Genomic DNA, 15,989 nt, shown 5'->3' with positions numbered 1-15,989 from the left:
AATATCCATGCTGAGAATTTTTATCTTATTAGGGAAAAATACATTCCCCTAAGGAAATCTTGACTTTCCTGCCCGGCAGGTCGTAGCCCCATATATGTACCTCGGTCTTTTGTTGAAGTATCATGCCGTCACTGAAAAGCTTCGGAAGTCTTATGTCATTCATTTTATCTAATGCCCTTTCTGTATTGTGTTGTTTAAGCAGGTAAAGAATTGCTAAATTCATTATCTCTGTTTAGTATAAGGGCTGTTAAATTTTTTCTCTTCTCATTTTGAGTTAAGAGACATGCAAATATTGCTTTTCTAAATCTAAACTCCTTTATGCTACAGGAACACACTCCTATTACATAAACAAAAAGCGAAAGCACTGCAGTACTTTCACCCTCTTGGTTTTTCCCTGTCACCAAAACTGAAACGGAACAATACTATTTAAGACAAATGCAATAACAGCACCCATGCCTGCCATAATAATCGTTTCTTTTACCGTTCGGCGCAATATAATAATTGCAAGCACAAATACGGTCAATTCTAATGGCGATTTCACATCAAAATATCCAAAACCATATGCAAAGGCTGTATTAAATAATACAGCAATAATTCCTGCAGAAATAATGAATGGAACCTTTCCGCTGCCTTTGGCGTACCAGCAGATAAATGCTAACAGCGGTGAAATGATTGTAAATCCTATCCAAATCAATGCATAACTACTGGGGAAAAATCCTGCAATATACTTGGAATACAAATAATAGCTTCCAACCATTCCCACAAAGAAAACAAACACATTGACAGTAGCTCTTACAGATGTGTTACTGTAAATCGAAATACATACCGCAAGGAATATCCATATTGCAAATCGTCCGAAAAAGTTTCTGAAATCTAACTTTTCAATCCAATAAGGCAATTCATTAGAAGGAGTACAGTCTAAATATTTTGAAGCTGCTCCTAAAATAATGCCAAGGCTCAAAATTCCAATCGTATAGATTACCTGTTTCCATATAGAAAGCTTGTGTTCTGCAATTCTCATATTATTCAAAAAGGTTACCATATTTTCTCCATGACCTCTCCTATGATAGTTACAAATCAGATTTTATTCTATCATATATTTGTGGATATCAATATAGCTTTACGGCCATTATGAAAAATATAAAAACCGGTAATCCAATATAATTTAAGGTTATATCAAGCTGCCGGTATGCTTTTTTAATGATTCCATATAGGCTTTTCCATATCTGCTCAACGGCATATTTTTCTGAGTGATCGTTCCGATTATCATGTACTCGTCAACCTGAAGGGGTTTGGCAATAATCTGTTCTCCGTTCAGCTCATTACTGATCACTCCGGAGCTGACAGTATATCCGTTCAAGCCTATTACCAGATTGAATAATGTCGCTCTGTCTCTGACCTTAATATTCCGGCCTCTGTCTAAAGTGCTTAGAATTTCTTCAGAAAAATAGAAGGAATTATAATCTCCCTGCTCAAAGGAAAGATATGGATATTCCTCCAAATCTTCCAGGGTCAGAATTTCTTTTTCCGCAAGCGGATGCCTGGAAGAAATAAAGACGTGGGGGGCCGCCGTAAATAATTCTTCGAACTTCAAACCGTATTGTTTTATAAGCTTATCGATGATTTCTTCATTCTTGGAAGATTTATATAATATTCCGATCTCACTTTTCAATCGGCTTATATCTTCGATAATTTCGTATGTCTGTGTTTCCCGCAGGGTAAAGTCATATTTTTCTCCGCCGAATTCACGGATAACATCTACAAAAGCGTTGACTGCAAAGGAATAATGCTGGCATGATACTGAGAACCGGGGGCTTTGTTCCTTCACATGCAGAAATTTTTCTTCCAAAAGGCTTGCCTGCTCCAGAACTTGCCTGGCGTAAGCCAGAAACACGTCTCCTTCATTTGAGACAGCAACGCCTTTGTTGGTTCTGTTGAATATGGTTACCTGCATTTCCTTCTCTAACTCATGAATTGCATTGGTCAGACTGGGCTGGGAAATGAAAAGCTGCTTTGCAGCTTCCGTAATGTTTCCCGTTTCTGCTACGGTTACTATGTATTTTAATTGCTGCAGAGTCATGGTATCACCTTTACTGTTTTACCTTTCATCAAGATTTAAGCATCCATAGTTTCTGTAATAGGAGCATTTTCCTATTACATGAAAAAGAGATTGCGGTCAAGCAATCCCTTTTCAGCTTTATATTGCCATTTTCATTTCTTCTCCGCAGGTGCAGAATTCTATCTTCTCGAGAAGCTCCGACCAAGCCTCCGGCTCCTCTGTATGAGCCCGAAGTTCCAACACCTTTCTGAGTCCAAATCCCAGAATGCCGAGCGCAGATTTTCCGTCGATGATACGGCTTCCGCACTGTAAGTCTATATTAAAGGGGAAACTTTCCACAGCTCTAATATACTTCTGACATTCCTCCATTGAATTAAAGACAACTTTTACCGATTTCACTTTTTCTCCTACCTTCCATAATGTAAACCACACCCAATGTATTATGCCTTCTACGGCCAATTTTATTTATTCTATCATATTTGGATATAAAAAGAATGAACAATTTTTGTCAGAATAATTAAAATTTTATTACTTTTTACCATTTATTGACTTTTTTAAGGAAAACCGTCCTTTTTCTTCGCCAAAATCATCACAGCATACATCGGTTTGCCGATCAGCAGCATAATAATAAAATTGCAGATTCCATGCCACACATCCCAAGTCAATCCGCTGAGCCAGTAAGCCAGCGCATAAGAAGGGTCCACCGGAAGATAAGCTATAGCAAACAAGGAGCCGAATATCAGGCCGAAGAGCCCCGAAACAATAGCCCACAGCACGAATTCCTCCTGTAATAGTTCCTTTAACAGAAGTGTCACCAGACAAAGCAGGGGCCATATATAGAGATAAGATACCCACCATACGCCAAACCCCCACTGTATCAGTTCGAACATATTGAAGACCGTAACAATGAGGAAGGCCTCCGCTCCAAACACCAGCGTATATATAATGGTCAGAAACGACACAAGCTCCACATTCGGCAAAAATTCTAACGTCACCTTCGCAACATAAAGAACCGCGCTTAAAAGCGCAATTCTTGTCATTTTTCTAATCGGCATCCGCTCCCGCCTTCCCGCAACCGGGCTTACCAGCCCTGCATCAAAACAAAGCTGTAGATTTCACCGTCCTTCAAAGGTATCTCATCAGCCCCAATCGTCGCGGATTCACCGTTTACCATTACACACCACCAATATTGATTGTCTATATCTTCTTCCATTCCGTCAAAGCCGGTAATATAAATACCATAATCGGAATCCTGCCATTCGCAGCCCTCGAAGGTGCGCATGAAATTCCCCAGATATTCCTCCTCCGCTTTACATTCTGTCGTCTCAGAATATCCGTCCCGCTCGGAGGTCACTACTACCTGGAAATGCTTTACGCCTTCCTGTGTGACGCGATAATTCACCACTCCTGCAACGATGCCTACTGCTGCCACTATAATGGCAAAAACCGCCACCAGCATAATTTTTTGTTTTTTAGTCCATTGTTTCATTTTTATATCAATACTCCTTTCATACGCCATTCCTTATTTACTAAAGTCGGATAGCCTCCCGTTTTTATTTACTTTTAAGCATAACATATGCTTCCATTTTCATAAACTAATTTTTACTACACTACTAAGAGCTTCTATCTGAAACGATAGAAGCTCTTTCCATTGTATTATTGCTTACTCTTATAAAACTTCTTTCCTGCTTTTTTCACTTCTGCTAATCCATATTTGTCTCTGCTTGCCGTTCTTATTCCGATGCGCAGTTCAAAATATCTCTGAATAATAATTATAATCTTTTCAGCAACTCTTCTCTCTGCGCTTCATATCCGGGTTTACCAAGAAGTGCGAACATATTCTTCTTATAGCTTTCCACGCCCGGCTGATCGAAAGGATTTACACCCAAAAGATATCCGCTGACGCCACAGGCAAACTCAAAGAAATAGAGCAACTCACCGAGATTGAATTCATTTACTTCAGGCACATGTATGATCAGATTCGGAACATTACCGTCAGTATGGGCAAGGATCGTTCCGTTCATCGCGCTCTTATTTACAAAATCTACCGTCTTGCCTGCAAGATAGTTAAGGCCGTCCAAATCCACAGCCTCGGTACCGAGTATGATTTCTTCTCTGCTCGTCTCGATATCGATTACCGTCTCAAAAAGAGTTCTTGCTCCGTCTTGTATGAACTGTCCCATGGAATGTAAATCTGCGGTAAGGTCTACGCTTGCAGGGAATATACCCTTCTGGTCCTTTCCTTCGCTCTCACCATACAGCTGTTTCCACCATTCAGAAACATAATGTACGCCGGGTTCATAGTTAGCGAGAACCTCTATTGTCTTGCCTTTTCGCAGTAAAATATTGCGAAGTGCAGCATACTTCAATGCATCGTTGTCCTCAAAAGAAGCTTCCATCGCGCGCTTTCTTCCGCTGGCTGCACCTTCCATCAGACGATCGATATCCGCTCCGCTGACTGCTATCGGAAGCAAACCTACTGCGGTGAGAACAGAGAATCGTCCTCCCACGTCATCGGGAACAACGAAGGATTCATAGCCTTCCTCGGTAGCCAGATTTTTAAGAGAACCTCTCGCCTTATCAGTCGTAGCATAAATTCTTCCCGCTGCTTCCTTTTTACCATATTTGTTCTCCATCATTTCCTTAAACACACGGAATGCGATGGCAGGCTCTGTAGTCGTACCCGATTTGCTTATCATATTAATGGAGAAATCTCTGTCTCCGATTACCTCTATAAGATGCTTAATGTATGTGGAACTGAGGGAATTGCCTACGAAATAAATTTCAGGCGTTTTTCTCACAGACTTGTCCACAGAGTTGTAGAAACTGTGTCTTAAAAATTCGATTGCCGCCCTCGCACCGAGGTAAGAACCCCCGATCCCGATAACGAGAAGCACCTCTGAATCGGACTGAATCTTAGCCGCCGCCTTTTTAATTCTGGAAAACTCTTCTTTATCATAGTCTACCGGCAAATCAATCCATCCAAGAAAATCATTACCAGCGCCGGTCTTGGAAACTAAAACTTCCTTTGCATCCAAGGTCAGCTTCTTCATAAGCTCCACTTCATGACCGCTTATAAACTGTGAAGCCTTGGAATAATCAAATGTAACTTTATTGCTCATTTGTCTCGCTCCTTTTATCTGCCCGGATTGATATTTCCCGGGTTTATATTCGTATTATAAATGAGTAAAAAACGCTCATTGAGTAAAAAATACCCATTAAGTTAAAGACACTCATTAAGTAATCACGTTAAGTTTAGCAAAGTTGTATTTCTTTTTCAAGAGAAACATTAGATTACTCAGTATCCCCTATACAAAAAATTCCCTAAGCAGCTCCTCCAGCTCTTGTTTTTCCTGATGGGAAAATATCGTCTTCTTATAATCCTTACGAAACGGCTCAGGCTTGTCCTCCTCCATTTTACTCCTCCGTTCGGCCTCCTGTTCCTTGCGTCTCGGCGCCAAACCAATTTCCTCCCGCATCGCCTCGATGTCCCTCTTCGGCTCCAAACTGTTTTTTGTTTCCGCACTGCTTTTTATTTCCGTACTATTTTTTATTTCTATGCTGTTCTTTTCCGGCTTGTCCGCTTTCTCTGCTTTCTTAACGAGCCCGGCATTATCTATTTTTTCTCCCCCTGTGATTTCCGCCCAATCAATGGCCGACTGGCGCAGTTTATTCGCCATATGATTTTCCAGATAATCTACCAGATTCACTTTTAATCTTTCCCGTTTACCCTGTATATCCACCAACCCGGAAATAGAAAAAAATACATATAATCCTAAAAAACTGATAATATAATAAGGAAGCACCTTTCCTACCGTTTCCCCGCTCACAATCTCTCTGCAGGCTCCGGCTCCCGCAGCTACGATAGACAAGAGCATAAGCTGTCCGGACAGATGTTTAAATCCTGTCAGAGATATCCCCATAAAGGATACTCTGGAGATAAACTTATCCACAAATATGGGTATATTGGACACTCCTTCGTTCAACTGATAACAGTGAGCAAACTTCAACTTGCATTGTTTCAAAAACTTATTGTTGGTAGAAGACATATTATCCGTCTCTTTTATCATTTTTTGGTATATTGCTCCTATCATAATCTGGCATATTATGCTCAATAATAAGAGTATTAGAAAAGCTCCGCAAAGAAGCTTGTGTTCCAGAAAGACCTCAAGCATAGCAAACCTCCTTTTCCCGATTTAGATATTATAAACAAAAGTACTGCGCATCTCAATAGACGGCAGGCTGTAATCCATTGCAATTTTCGACAAGATGAAGGAATACCACTGGAAAAATATAATTCTTTCTGTTATAATTATTGCAATACATGTACATATGTTTAAGAGAGGAACGCTGATGCGTTCTTTTGGTTTGCATATTTTTTGATAATTTGTTTTAGAAAGGCGTGATTATTCATATGAAATATCAGACGAAGGGCGTATGTTCAACATCGATCGATATTAAATTGAATGATGGGATTATCGAGTTCGTTTCCTTTACCGGAGGATGCAACGGCAATTTACAAGGGATATCTAAGCTGGTAAAAGGAATGAAGGCGGAGGAAGCCATCGAAAAATTAAGAGGAACCACATGCGGCTTTAGATCCACCTCTTGTCCTGATCAACTTGCAAATGCGCTTGCAGCTATGATAGGTGAATAACGAATAATTAAGTCTGGAGGCATTTAATTAAATGACAAAAAGAATCGTACTTACCGGCGGCGGAACGGCCGGTCATGTAACTCCAAATATTGCGTTAATTCCAAGACTTCGGGAATTGGATTATGAAATATACTATATAGGTTCTTATGAAGGTATTGAGAAAAAATTAATCGAAGACTTCGATATACCCTATTACGGAATCGCCACCGGCAAGTTCCGCCGGTATTTTGACCCGAAGAATTTTACAGACCCATTCCGCGTCATGAAAGGCTACTCGGAAGCAAGAAAATATTTAAAGGATCTTGAGCCCGATATCGTCTTTTCAAAGGGCGGATTCGTCAGCGTTCCTGTGGTTCGTGCCGCTTCCTCCTTGAATATCCCATGCATTATCCATGAATCGGATATGACTCCGGGATTGGCCAATAAGCTTTGTATTCCCGTAGCTTCCAAGGTGTGCTGTAACTTCCCCGAGACCATTCAGATGCTTCCCGAAGGAAAGGCCGTACTGACCGGTTCCCCGATTCGCGAGGAGTTAGCCAGGGGCAACAAGATAGCCGCCTACGACATATGCAAATTCACTTCCAACAAGCCGGTAGTTATGGTTATCGGAGGAAGTCTGGGAGCAGAAGCCATTAATAAGACGGTACGTGACGCTTTACCCAAGTTATTGCAGGACTTTCAGGTAGTTCATATTTGCGGAAAAGATAAAGTGGATAACCTGATGTTAAATATTGCGGGTTATAAACAATTCGAATATGTGAAGACAGAGCTAAAGGACATATTCGCTATGGCCGACGTGGTAGTTTCCAGAGCCGGTGCTAACTCTATCTGCGAGCTTCTGGCGCTTAAGAAGCCCAACCTTCTTATTCCGCTTTCTGCCCACAGCAGCCGCGGCGACCAGCTTTCAAACGCCAAGTCCTTCGAATCGCAGGGCTTCAGCCTTTTGATCGATGAGGATTATCTTACAGAAAACTTACTGGTGGAAAAGGTCCATGAGCTTTATTTCACCAGACAGACATATATAGACGCGATGAGCAAGAGCAATCAGCTTAATTCTATCCGCACGATTACCGATCTCATCGAAGATACCACAAACGGCCGCTGATTCCGCCGGAATCAAGGTCATACAAAAGAGAAGAAAGCAGTGATTATTTATGTTTATTGCCCGACAGCCTATATTTAATAAGGCGATGAAGATTTATGGGTACGAGCTCCTGTTCCGCTCTGATTCCAGTGCGGTGAGCTTTGGGAACGCTTCCTCTGTCTCCGCTACGGCGACAGTCATCGGAGGCTTGTTTGAGCAAGGCATCGATCAGATAGTCGGAAAGGCGAAAGCTTTCGTCAACTTCGACTACGATTTTATCATGTCCAATAACATTGAGCTGATCGAACCGGATACCCTCATTATCGAGGTACTTGAGACCGTAGAGGTGGATGCTGCCTTGATTGATAGAATTAAGTACTTGAAGCGCGAGGGCTATCAGATCGCACTGGACGACTTTGAAGAGAGCTACGTCTCTTATCCCATCGTGCCTCTGGCCGATATTATTAAATACGACATTATGGTTACACCCTTAGATACTATTACCTCCGATGTAAAACAAGCACTTTCCCAGAAAAAGCTTCTTCTGGCGGAAAAAATTGAGACGGAGGAGGAATTCCAAAAGGCGATTAGCATGGGCTTCCACCTATTCCAAGGATACTTTTTCTGCAAGCCTAAAATAGTAGGCAGTTCCAGTCCGAAAAGATCCTCAAAGGTGCAGTATTCCATGATTCTAAACGAGCTGAAAAAAGAGGAACCCTCCTATGACACTATTACCGAAATCATCGAATCGGACGTCAACCTCGCATACCGGATGATGCGGGTAATCAGCCATAAAAAAGGAGAATCGGCCTTTAATTCCATTAAATACGCCTTAGTCCGTATGGGCCTTATCGATTTAGAGCGGTGGATCAACATCCTGATGCTTCAGGATATTTCCCAGAATAAGCCGTTAGAAATTATGCGGCTGTCTTTAGTTCGTTCCCGGTTCAGCGAATATGTGGCAGAAAACAGCATATATAAAGAACGCAAGGAAGAAGTCTCCATGATGTGTCTGTTCAGTACACTGGATGTTCTCTTAGATCAACCGATGGAAGAGGCTTTGAAAGGAATGTTGATTTCTAATGATATATTTAATGCTCTCGTCCACGGAAAGGGAAAATTAAAACCCTTTTGCAGACTTATGCTTTCCTACGAACAAGGTGACTGGACAGCGGTGCAGAAATATGCCCAGATTATCGAGATAGATACTGAAATATTATATAAAGGGTATTTGGAATCTATTCAATGGTCTTCAAAAATACTCACCTTTTTCCAGTAATTCTATCATTAAACAGTTACTGTGGCATTTTCATGCCGCATTATTTTATAAGTTAAAATCAGTAATGATAACTGTTGTTGCTACAGTTATAAAGCACAGGAGGCCATATGAAAAAAAGCGTCATTAGAACCTATTTTTGTTTATGTATTATCTCGGGAATAATCATGGGCATTATTTTTCCCATATTCGCAGGACTTTTTATGACAGCGAAGTCGTCTGCAAGTGAATTATACTTTACCGTGGGCTGCGTATTTGCCGGTATTATGGTAGGTGGTATATCCTTCGGTATTGGAAAAGCTACTATCTTGAAAACCATCGGAAAATTGAACCAATGCTTTCAATCTATCAGCCAGGGCAATTTTACCTATGAATGTAATATAAACAGCCACGATGCCATCGGTAATCTGCTGCAAAGCCTGAACGGAATGAAAGCCTCTCTGGAACAGCTTATAGGCACTGTAGCAAACAAATCCATGGTCATAGACGGCATCGTACAGGAAAATTCCAACGGCTTATCCGGACTTCATCACCGCATTGAGGATATCAACGGATTTGCGGCAGAGGTTTCCGAAGACATGCAAAAGGTCTCCGGTATCTCCGGTGACCTTCATTCCATATCGACGGAAATTGAATCTGCGGTTAAGTCCATAGCGGACAGCGCAATGGAGGGTACCGGCGTCTCGGAAGCCGTATTGAAAAAGGCGACGGAGGCCAAAAGTGATATATCCGAATCCATCCGGACAGCTGAAGCACTTCTATCCGAAACCAGCCGGAAGTTAGAGGTTACCATTAAAAATGCCCTGATTGTGGATGAAATCAATATATTGCTGGAAGCTATCATTAGGATTTCTTCCCAGACGAACCTGCTCGCGCTCAACGCCTCTATCGAATCCAACCGTTCAGGAAGCAACGGGAGGGGCTTCGAGGTAATCGCTAAGGAAATACGGGCATTATCCGAAAGCTCCAAAGAAAATACGGAAAAAATAAGAACAGTAATCGACGAGGTAGTTTTCGCGGTAAAAGAATTAGTCACTGATTCCCGCAGCCTTTTGGAATTCATCTCCAATAATGTGAACCGGGATTATCACAGCTTTCTGAATATCGTGGACGAATACAGCAACGATTCCCACTATATTAACGATATCATTACTGATTTCAGCGGTACTTCTCAAGAACTGTTCGCTTCTTTGCAAACCGTCTTCGACAGAATAGAGCACATCGCTCGGGCCGCCGACAACAGCTCACAAAAGGTAAATCAGATTTTTGAAGAAGTTCAGGCGCTGAATGATGAATCCTCTCTGCTTGTGAAGGAGACGGATTTATTGAATGAAAGTTCCTCACACATGAAGGAGTCTATTTCTAAGTTTGTATTTACCGGGAACTAAGCCTCAGCCTTCAAATAATATTTAAAAATGCGCCTTGAAACAGGTTTTAACCCAATCAAGGCGCATTTTTTACGCATTTTATTCTTTTCTTTATTTCGTTACTTCTTTTTCACTTATATCTCTATCAATTCATAATCCGAACTGCCGATTCCTATTTTTACCGCATGCTCTATCGAGGATTTCCAATTGGTAGCCGGAGCGGAGTCTATAAAATGGTCGTGATGCACGTGAGGCATATGATCCAACTGGCTTCCCGCGATGACCGGCTGCTTATTTACGGCCTCCGCGCAGGCAAGATCCAAAGCTACCGGATCGAAGGATGCGAACATTCCTACATCGGGCACGATAGGAATATCGTTTTCCGCGTGGCAGTCGCAGTTAGGAGAAATATCGATAACAAGGCTGATATGAAAATGAGGCTTTCCCGAAATTACCGCCTTGCTGTATTCCGCAATCTTTCTATTAAGAATATCGTTGGATTCGTCTCCTGCCGCCTCGATGGCATCCGTGGGACAAATTCCGATGCAGCGTCCGCAGCCTACACATTTGTCCTGATCGATGCTCGCTTTTCTATTGGTAATTGACGGTGCATCGTGAGCACATATCTTAATACAACGCCCGCAGCCTATACAGACCTCTTGATTCACAGAGGGTTTGCCCGCGCTGTGCATCTCCATTTTACCGGCCCGTGAACCACAGCCCATACCTATATTCTTCAGAGCACCGCCAAATCCCGTGGCTTCATGTCCCTTGAAATGGTTTAAGGAAATAAATACGTCGGCATCCATAATCGCCCTGCCGATTTTCGCTTCCTTCACATATTCACCGTCCTCCACAGGTACAAGCTCTTCATCCGTTCCTTTCAGCCCGTCGGCAATAATCACATGACAGCCCGTAGAAAACGGTGAAAAACCATTCTGATATGCTGCGTCCATATGGTCCAGCGCATTTTTACGCCCGCCTACGTACAGCGTATTACAATCGGTAAGGAACGGCTTTCCGCCCAATTCCTTGATGACCTTTACTACGACGGCCGCATAATTCGGCCTGAGAAAAGCCAGATTCCCCGGCTCTCCGAAATGAATCTTAATCGCCGCATATTTTCTGTCGAAATCGATCTCTCCAATTCCTGCCGTCTTTATCAACCGTTCAAGCTTCTGCGGAAGGTTTTCGTTGAACGACGTCTTCATACTCGTGTAATACACTTTTGATTTTGACATACTTTCCTCCATCCTGTCCTATCGGGCATATATTTTTATTATTTTATTGCAGATATTTATCCTTAAGGGTTATGAGCCCGTCCCCGTTAAGCCCCATTTCTTCCTGCAAATAGCGCCAAACACTGCCATAACCTTCTTCCATTATTTTGAACAACGTATTGATATAGCCCTCCTGAACGGTAAACAGGGTGTGGATATGCTCTGCCAACCGTTTATCCCCGGTTCTTTGAAAGACCTTATTCATCATCTTATCAATGCCTTCCGCTGCAAACTCGTTGACCTTCATATAATCTGCCACAATCTGCTCCCTTGGGATTCCAAGGGCACTCAAAAGAAGTACTGCTCCTGTACCGGCTCGGTCCTTGCCTGCCGTACAGTGCCAGAGTACCGCTCCTTTCTCCTGATTTAACAATATGTCGAAAAAGGAAGCGTACTGCTTCTTGCAATAAGAATCGGTAAGTAAACTGCTGTATATGTTCTTCATGTATTCCGCTCCGGCAGCTTCATTGCCGCCAAGCTGCTTAAGCACCCTGCCCACCGCGTCCTCGTCCGTCTTCTTTTCACGGGTAATGCCCAGAACCTTCTCATGCAAAATAGGATTGACGATATAATTCACCCCGTCAAGCTTAGGATCGGGCCTCTCATATCTCTCCGCCTCTGTACGGAAGTCTACCACCGTAGCAAGTCCGTAGTCCCTTGTCAGCACTTCCTTATCTTCCTTCGTAAGGTCGAATAGCTCCCCGCTTCGAATCAGACAGCAATGCTTAATCCTGCTGCCATCCGCTGCCGTGTATCCGCCTAAATCTCTGGTATTATGTACTCCCTTTAAAGGGATGCGTTTCACTTCCTGCATCATAGCTCCTGCCGTTTTCTAACAATCTTTTAAGTAATCGATTACATCTAAAAGGGAATAGAACTTCCCATAAAGCATGGATTCAATCTCGGGCGTCGGTTCGATCAGATCCGGCACCATAATCGGCTTCATTCCTGCACGGTACGCCGAACGGATTCCGTTGGGTGAATCTTCGATGGCAATGGCATTCATCGGAGTCACTCCCAATTCTTCGCATGCCTTCAAATAAATATCCGGCATGGGCTTGCTATGCTCCACCATATCCCCCGCAATGATCTTGCGGAAATAATGAGTGATGCCCGCTTCGTCCAAATGTGCCAGAACGCTCTTTAAACTCGTTGAAGAAGCCAGTCCTATGATATAGTTCTCCTGCGTCAGATAATCCAGTATCTCCAGGACGCCCTCCTTCAAGGGAAGCCCTTCCTCCAGGATCCTTCGCTTCATGAGAGCATGTACCGTACCGCGGAATTCTTCAAAAGGAAATTCTTCTCCGTAAAAGCTCTTCATAAGAATCTCGGCGTCATTTTTATTTAAGCCGACACAGCCCTTTACTCCCTTGCTTAAATCACCAAGCCCCATTTCCTGTCCCACTTCATCCCAACATTCACAGCTAATTCTCTCTGTATCAAACAGTATGCCGTCCATATCGAATATAATAGTATTGGTCATACTAACAACCCTGCCTTTCACTCCATTTATGTTGCAGCTCTGCTTTCGCATAAACTGCAGCAAATCATGCATAGAAATTACGTATTCTGCATGATACTATGCCTTCATCCTCTGATATTTTGTGATTACCACTCATAACAAAATAAGCGCATGAAAATTTGCGAAACGTTTAAGTTTCGCAATTATTTTAATATATTCATTATACCCTATAAACCAGAAGCTATCAATAGCAGAGGACAAACATCACTCATCAAGGAAGACAAATATCACTCATCGAACAGCGTTTTTTCTATAATATCCACCACGCTCTCATTATCCTGCTGGCAAACGGAAATCACTTCCTCATCACCTATTTGTGCGGCCGCCTCAGTATCCGCGCCAAGCTGTACGAAGCTGACATAGCTGTCCACTGTCTCTATTCTGGAGGCTTCTACCTTCCCAAGCTCCTGTGGACGATCCCTATATTTTGTCATTAAGCTCTCTCTATACTCATTTAGTATAGTTTCCACTTCTCCAACATACTTCTCTTTCGCCTTAATGATAATTATCATATCAATATCCGTCTCGACACTTTGCTTCTCTGCCAAATAATCCTCATACATATCCGCCGAAATACCCGTCTCCGTTTCCAGCTCTTCCTTTGTAAGCTTCTTATCCGGCCAGTAATTATCCCCAAGAATACTCACTATCGCATCCCTTATCTCACTCATAGACGCAAAAGCCTTATTATCCCCGGGATCTTCCGCTGCCTCCACGACATCCATATCAGCCGTGTCATCCCTCTTAACATTTTCCACACTATTCGTATTAGAATCCGACACCAGCCCATCACCGCATCCACTCATAATAGGCGCCGCCAGCAGCCATATTGTCAATACCATTGCCAAAGTTGTAACTAACGAACGCATTTTCATAATCTCCTCCATCTTAATCTATTGAAATAATTTACAATAATTCCACTGATTACACAGTTATCATTATTTCCCTGTAAACTGAATTTATCCCTTTTTGGCAAAAAATTTCATTTGGATTTTTATTTGAAGAAATTATTTTAATCGATGTAAAGTGAGAAAATATTTATTTTTTTTATGGAAAGAATTATGTTATAATGTGCGGATAGGGCAGAGTCAAACAGAAAAATAAACAAATACCCGTGCTCGCACGAGTATTTGCTTATTTTTCTATTTAACGAGCGAAGCGAACGAAAAAACGCAGTTTTTTCGTCTCTGCCCGTGGCCTGCCAATACTCCCCAGAAAGGTACCTACACCCACAATGCTTTTTAATTCCTATATATTCATTTTCCTATTCCTCCCCCTAGTCCTTCTAGGCTGGTACGGACTGAACAAGCTAAAGAAATATGAGCTGGCGAAGGTATTCCTCATTGGAATGTCTCTATGGTTTTACGGTTACTTCAACACCTACTATCTCCTTATCATCGCAATAAGCATCCTCGCCAACTACACACTAAGCTATCTCATGACATTTTCAAGGACCAGGCTTACGAGCCGGATTGGTCTTTTAACAGGCATAGGCATCAATCTCGGCCTTTTATTCTATTTTAAATACTATGATTTCTTCATCGATAATATCAACTACATTTTCCATAACGACTATGCGCTGAGGCACATACTCCTGCCCCTGGGTATCAGTTTTTTTACTTTCCAGCAGATTTCCTTCACCGTAGACCGCTATGAGAGTAAGCTAGGCCACCCCTCCCTTATCAATTACGCTGCCTTTGTAACCTTTTTCCCCCAGCTGATCGCCGGTCCCATCGTTTTTTACAAAGAAATGATGCCTCAATTCGAGGACTTAGGCAAAAGGCGCTTCGACTCCGGTAACTTTGCAAAAGGTATCTCTTTGTTCGTGCTGGGCCTTGCAAAAAAGGTTCTTTTAGCCGATATGCTGGCATTAGCTACCAATTTCGGTTTCAAGCAGACCTATTTTCTTGACACGCCATCCACATTGTTAGTCATTCTCGCATACACTTTCCAGATTTATTTCGATTTCAGCGGATACAGCGATATGGCAATCGGACTCGGCTATATGTTCAACATTTCCCTTCCCATTAACTTTAACTCGCCTTATAAAGCCTGTTCCGTTAAGGAATTATGGCAGCGCTGGCATATGACCTTGTCCCGCTTCTTCGTGAACTACGTATATATTCCTCTGGGAGGAAGCAAAAAGGGAAGGACCCGAACGATTCTCAACACCATGATCATCTTCTGCTTAAGCGGGCTGTGGCACGGTGCTAACTGGACCTACGTCGCATGGGGAACTATGCAGGGTCTCTTAGTCGTGTGGGATAATTTAGGGATAATAGGGATAAAGGGCAATAAAGAAAAGGTTCCTTCCAAAATTCATATTCCCAGATGGCTGGGATGGTTTTTCACCTTTTCCTTCTTCAATCTGTCCTTGATTTTCTTTCGGAGCGAAAGTATGGCCTATGCGTTCCAAATGTTCAAGAACATATTCGCCTTTAAGAATACCGGCTATCTATACAAGCTGGCCGCTAATATGGATATCCCTGAATTCTATATTATCAAACAGGCCATTAATCTTCTGGCTCCGAATATGCTCAGCACAGCTTATATCGTATTCTTCTTCATCGCACTGGCTGTCAGCGCTTTTGTTCTGACGAGAAAAAATTCTCTTCAGATAGTGGAGGGGACAAATTACGATTCCAAGTTCTGCTGGTACATTACTATCGTATTCCTATGGTCGCTGATTTCATTTTCACAAGTCAGCACATTTATCTATTTCAATTTCTAGCGGCAGCTTCACC

17 protein-coding genes are annotated in these 15,989 nt (G+C 42.4%); 5 read left to right on the top strand and 12 right to left on the bottom strand.

Annotated elements, in window-relative coordinates:
- Window positions 1-28: 28 nt before the first annotated feature.
- The 8 genes from CC90_RS24855 to CC90_RS0116200 form a co-directional block, all read right to left on the bottom strand.
- On the bottom strand, window positions 29-163 hold the full coding sequence (locus tag CC90_RS24855) for a hypothetical protein (RefSeq protein ID WP_278245482.1): 135 nt from the start codon (window positions 161-163) through the stop codon (window positions 29-31).
- Between the two features lie 234 nt (window positions 164-397).
- The gene (locus CC90_RS0116230; RefSeq protein WP_031391792.1) at window positions 398-1,042 is read right to left on the bottom strand and encodes a hypothetical protein; all 645 of its coding nucleotides are present in this window, start codon (window positions 1,040-1,042) and stop codon (window positions 398-400) included.
- A 129-nt stretch (window positions 1,043-1,171) separates the two neighbouring features.
- Complete coding sequence (locus CC90_RS0116225; protein WP_031391791.1) at window positions 1,172-2,080, bottom strand: LysR family transcriptional regulator; 909 nt, start codon at window positions 2,078-2,080, stop codon at window positions 1,172-1,174.
- 117 nt (window positions 2,081-2,197) lie between these two features.
- A complete protein-coding gene (locus tag CC90_RS0116220) occupies window positions 2,198-2,458 on the bottom strand; it encodes an HPr family phosphocarrier protein (RefSeq protein WP_108702648.1) in 261 nt (86 codons plus the stop codon).
- 155 nt (window positions 2,459-2,613) lie between these two features.
- A complete protein-coding gene (locus CC90_RS0116215) occupies window positions 2,614-3,114 on the bottom strand; it encodes a hypothetical protein (RefSeq protein ID WP_031391789.1) in 501 nt (166 codons plus the stop codon).
- Between the two features lie 26 nt (window positions 3,115-3,140).
- Window positions 3,141-3,548, bottom strand: coding sequence for a DUF4430 domain-containing protein (locus tag CC90_RS0116210; protein ID WP_157837558.1), 408 nt, complete (start codon window positions 3,546-3,548; stop codon window positions 3,141-3,143).
- Window positions 3,549-3,831: 283 nt separating this feature from the next.
- Window positions 3,832-5,181 carry a glucose-6-phosphate isomerase gene (locus CC90_RS0116205; RefSeq protein ID WP_031391787.1) on the bottom strand — a complete coding sequence of 450 codons (1,350 nt, stop codon included), beginning with the start codon at window positions 5,179-5,181 and terminating at the stop codon, window positions 3,832-3,834.
- Window positions 5,182-5,367: 186 nt separating this feature from the next.
- Window positions 5,368-6,234 carry a hypothetical protein gene (locus CC90_RS0116200; protein ID WP_031391786.1) on the bottom strand — a complete coding sequence of 289 codons (867 nt, stop codon included), beginning with the start codon at window positions 6,232-6,234 and terminating at the stop codon, window positions 5,368-5,370.
- A gap of 239 nt (window positions 6,235-6,473) precedes the next feature.
- Here CC90_RS0116200 and CC90_RS0116195 point away from each other — a divergent pair, with 239 nt between their 5' ends.
- The 4 genes from CC90_RS0116195 to CC90_RS0116180 all read left to right on the top strand — a co-directional run bounded on the left by CC90_RS0116195 (window position 6,474) and on the right by CC90_RS0116180 (window position 10,464).
- Window positions 6,474-6,716, top strand: a complete 243-nt coding sequence (locus CC90_RS0116195; protein WP_031391785.1) for a TIGR03905 family TSCPD domain-containing protein — start codon at window positions 6,474-6,476, stop codon at window positions 6,714-6,716.
- A gap of 31 nt (window positions 6,717-6,747) precedes the next feature.
- Window positions 6,748-7,821, top strand: coding sequence for an undecaprenyldiphospho-muramoylpentapeptide beta-N-acetylglucosaminyltransferase (locus tag CC90_RS0116190; protein WP_031391784.1), 1,074 nt, complete (start codon window positions 6,748-6,750; stop codon window positions 7,819-7,821).
- 49 nt (window positions 7,822-7,870) lie between these two features.
- The gene (locus tag CC90_RS0116185) at window positions 7,871-9,079 is read left to right on the top strand and encodes an EAL and HDOD domain-containing protein (protein WP_031391783.1); all 1,209 of its coding nucleotides are present in this window, start codon (window positions 7,871-7,873) and stop codon (window positions 9,077-9,079) included.
- A gap of 107 nt (window positions 9,080-9,186) precedes the next feature.
- Window positions 9,187-10,464: a methyl-accepting chemotaxis protein gene (locus CC90_RS0116180; protein ID WP_031391782.1), complete on the top strand. Its 1,278-nt coding sequence runs from the start codon at window positions 9,187-9,189 to the stop codon at window positions 10,462-10,464.
- Between the two features lie 113 nt (window positions 10,465-10,577).
- Here the strand turns inward: CC90_RS0116180 and CC90_RS0116175 are convergent, their stop codons facing one another.
- The 4 genes from CC90_RS0116175 to CC90_RS0116160 all read right to left on the bottom strand — a co-directional run bounded on the left by CC90_RS0116175 (window position 10,578) and on the right by CC90_RS0116160 (window position 14,120).
- Complete coding sequence (locus tag CC90_RS0116175) at window positions 10,578-11,684, bottom strand: DUF362 domain-containing protein (protein WP_031391781.1); 1,107 nt, start codon at window positions 11,682-11,684, stop codon at window positions 10,578-10,580.
- Between the two features lie 43 nt (window positions 11,685-11,727).
- Entirely contained in the window at window positions 11,728-12,540 is an 813-nt protein-coding gene (locus CC90_RS0116170) for a tyrosine-protein phosphatase (protein WP_081906031.1), read from the bottom strand.
- Between the two features lie 15 nt (window positions 12,541-12,555).
- A complete protein-coding gene (locus CC90_RS0116165) occupies window positions 12,556-13,206 on the bottom strand; it encodes an HAD family hydrolase (protein ID WP_031391779.1) in 651 nt (216 codons plus the stop codon).
- A 266-nt stretch (window positions 13,207-13,472) separates the two neighbouring features.
- Complete coding sequence (locus CC90_RS0116160) at window positions 13,473-14,120, bottom strand: DUF4358 domain-containing protein (protein WP_157837557.1); 648 nt, start codon at window positions 14,118-14,120, stop codon at window positions 13,473-13,475.
- A 473-nt stretch (window positions 14,121-14,593) separates the two neighbouring features.
- Here CC90_RS0116160 and CC90_RS0116155 point away from each other — a divergent pair, with 473 nt between their 5' ends.
- Window positions 14,594-15,976, top strand: a complete 1,383-nt coding sequence (locus CC90_RS0116155) for an MBOAT family O-acyltransferase (RefSeq protein WP_242843321.1) — start codon at window positions 14,594-14,596, stop codon at window positions 15,974-15,976.
- The last annotated feature ends 13 nt before the right edge of the window (window positions 15,977-15,989 follow it).

The organism is Kineothrix alysoides, from assembly GCF_000732725.1.
GTDB lineage: Bacteria > Bacillota > Clostridia > Lachnospirales > Lachnospiraceae > Kineothrix > Kineothrix alysoides.
The sequence above is the reverse complement of the archived record's forward strand: the minus strand, read 5'-3'. Positions and strand labels throughout refer to the sequence as shown.

What these genes read in the sequence shown, in the direction of transcription:
- CC90_RS24855 (WP_278245482.1), bottom strand. Translation starts at nt 163, where the DNA reads ATGAATGACATAAGACTTCCGAAGCTTTTCAGTGACGGCATGATACTT.
- CC90_RS0116230 (WP_031391792.1), bottom strand. Translation starts at nt 1,042, where the DNA reads ATGGTAACCTTTTTGAATAATATGAGAATTGCAGAACACAAGCTTTCT.
- CC90_RS0116225 (WP_031391791.1), bottom strand. Translation starts at nt 2,080, where the DNA reads ATGACTCTGCAGCAATTAAAATACATAGTAACCGTAGCAGAAACGGGA.
- CC90_RS0116215 (WP_031391789.1), bottom strand. Translation starts at nt 3,114, where the DNA reads ATGCCGATTAGAAAAATGACAAGAATTGCGCTTTTAAGCGCGGTTCTT.
- CC90_RS0116210 (WP_157837558.1), bottom strand. Translation starts at nt 3,548, where the DNA reads ATGAAACAATGGACTAAAAAACAAAAAATTATGCTGGTGGCGGTTTTT.
- CC90_RS0116205 (WP_031391787.1), bottom strand. Translation starts at nt 5,181, where the DNA reads ATGAGCAATAAAGTTACATTTGATTATTCCAAGGCTTCACAGTTTATA.
- CC90_RS0116200 (WP_031391786.1), bottom strand. Translation starts at nt 6,234, where the DNA reads ATGCTTGAGGTCTTTCTGGAACACAAGCTTCTTTGCGGAGCTTTTCTA.
- CC90_RS0116195 (WP_031391785.1), top strand. Translation starts at nt 6,474, where the DNA reads ATGAAATATCAGACGAAGGGCGTATGTTCAACATCGATCGATATTAAA.
- CC90_RS0116190 (WP_031391784.1), top strand. Translation starts at nt 6,748, where the DNA reads ATGACAAAAAGAATCGTACTTACCGGCGGCGGAACGGCCGGTCATGTA.
- CC90_RS0116185 (WP_031391783.1), top strand. Translation starts at nt 7,871, where the DNA reads ATGTTTATTGCCCGACAGCCTATATTTAATAAGGCGATGAAGATTTAT.
- CC90_RS0116180 (WP_031391782.1), top strand. Translation starts at nt 9,187, where the DNA reads ATGAAAAAAAGCGTCATTAGAACCTATTTTTGTTTATGTATTATCTCG.
- CC90_RS0116175 (WP_031391781.1), bottom strand. Translation starts at nt 11,684, where the DNA reads ATGTCAAAATCAAAAGTGTATTACACGAGTATGAAGACGTCGTTCAAC.
- CC90_RS0116170 (WP_081906031.1), bottom strand. Translation starts at nt 12,540, where the DNA reads ATGATGCAGGAAGTGAAACGCATCCCTTTAAAGGGAGTACATAATACC.
- CC90_RS0116165 (WP_031391779.1), bottom strand. Translation starts at nt 13,206, where the DNA reads ATGACCAATACTATTATATTCGATATGGACGGCATACTGTTTGATACA.
- CC90_RS0116160 (WP_157837557.1), bottom strand. Translation starts at nt 14,120, where the DNA reads ATGAAAATGCGTTCGTTAGTTACAACTTTGGCAATGGTATTGACAATA.
- CC90_RS0116155 (WP_242843321.1), top strand. Translation starts at nt 14,594, where the DNA reads ATGTCTCTATGGTTTTACGGTTACTTCAACACCTACTATCTCCTTATC.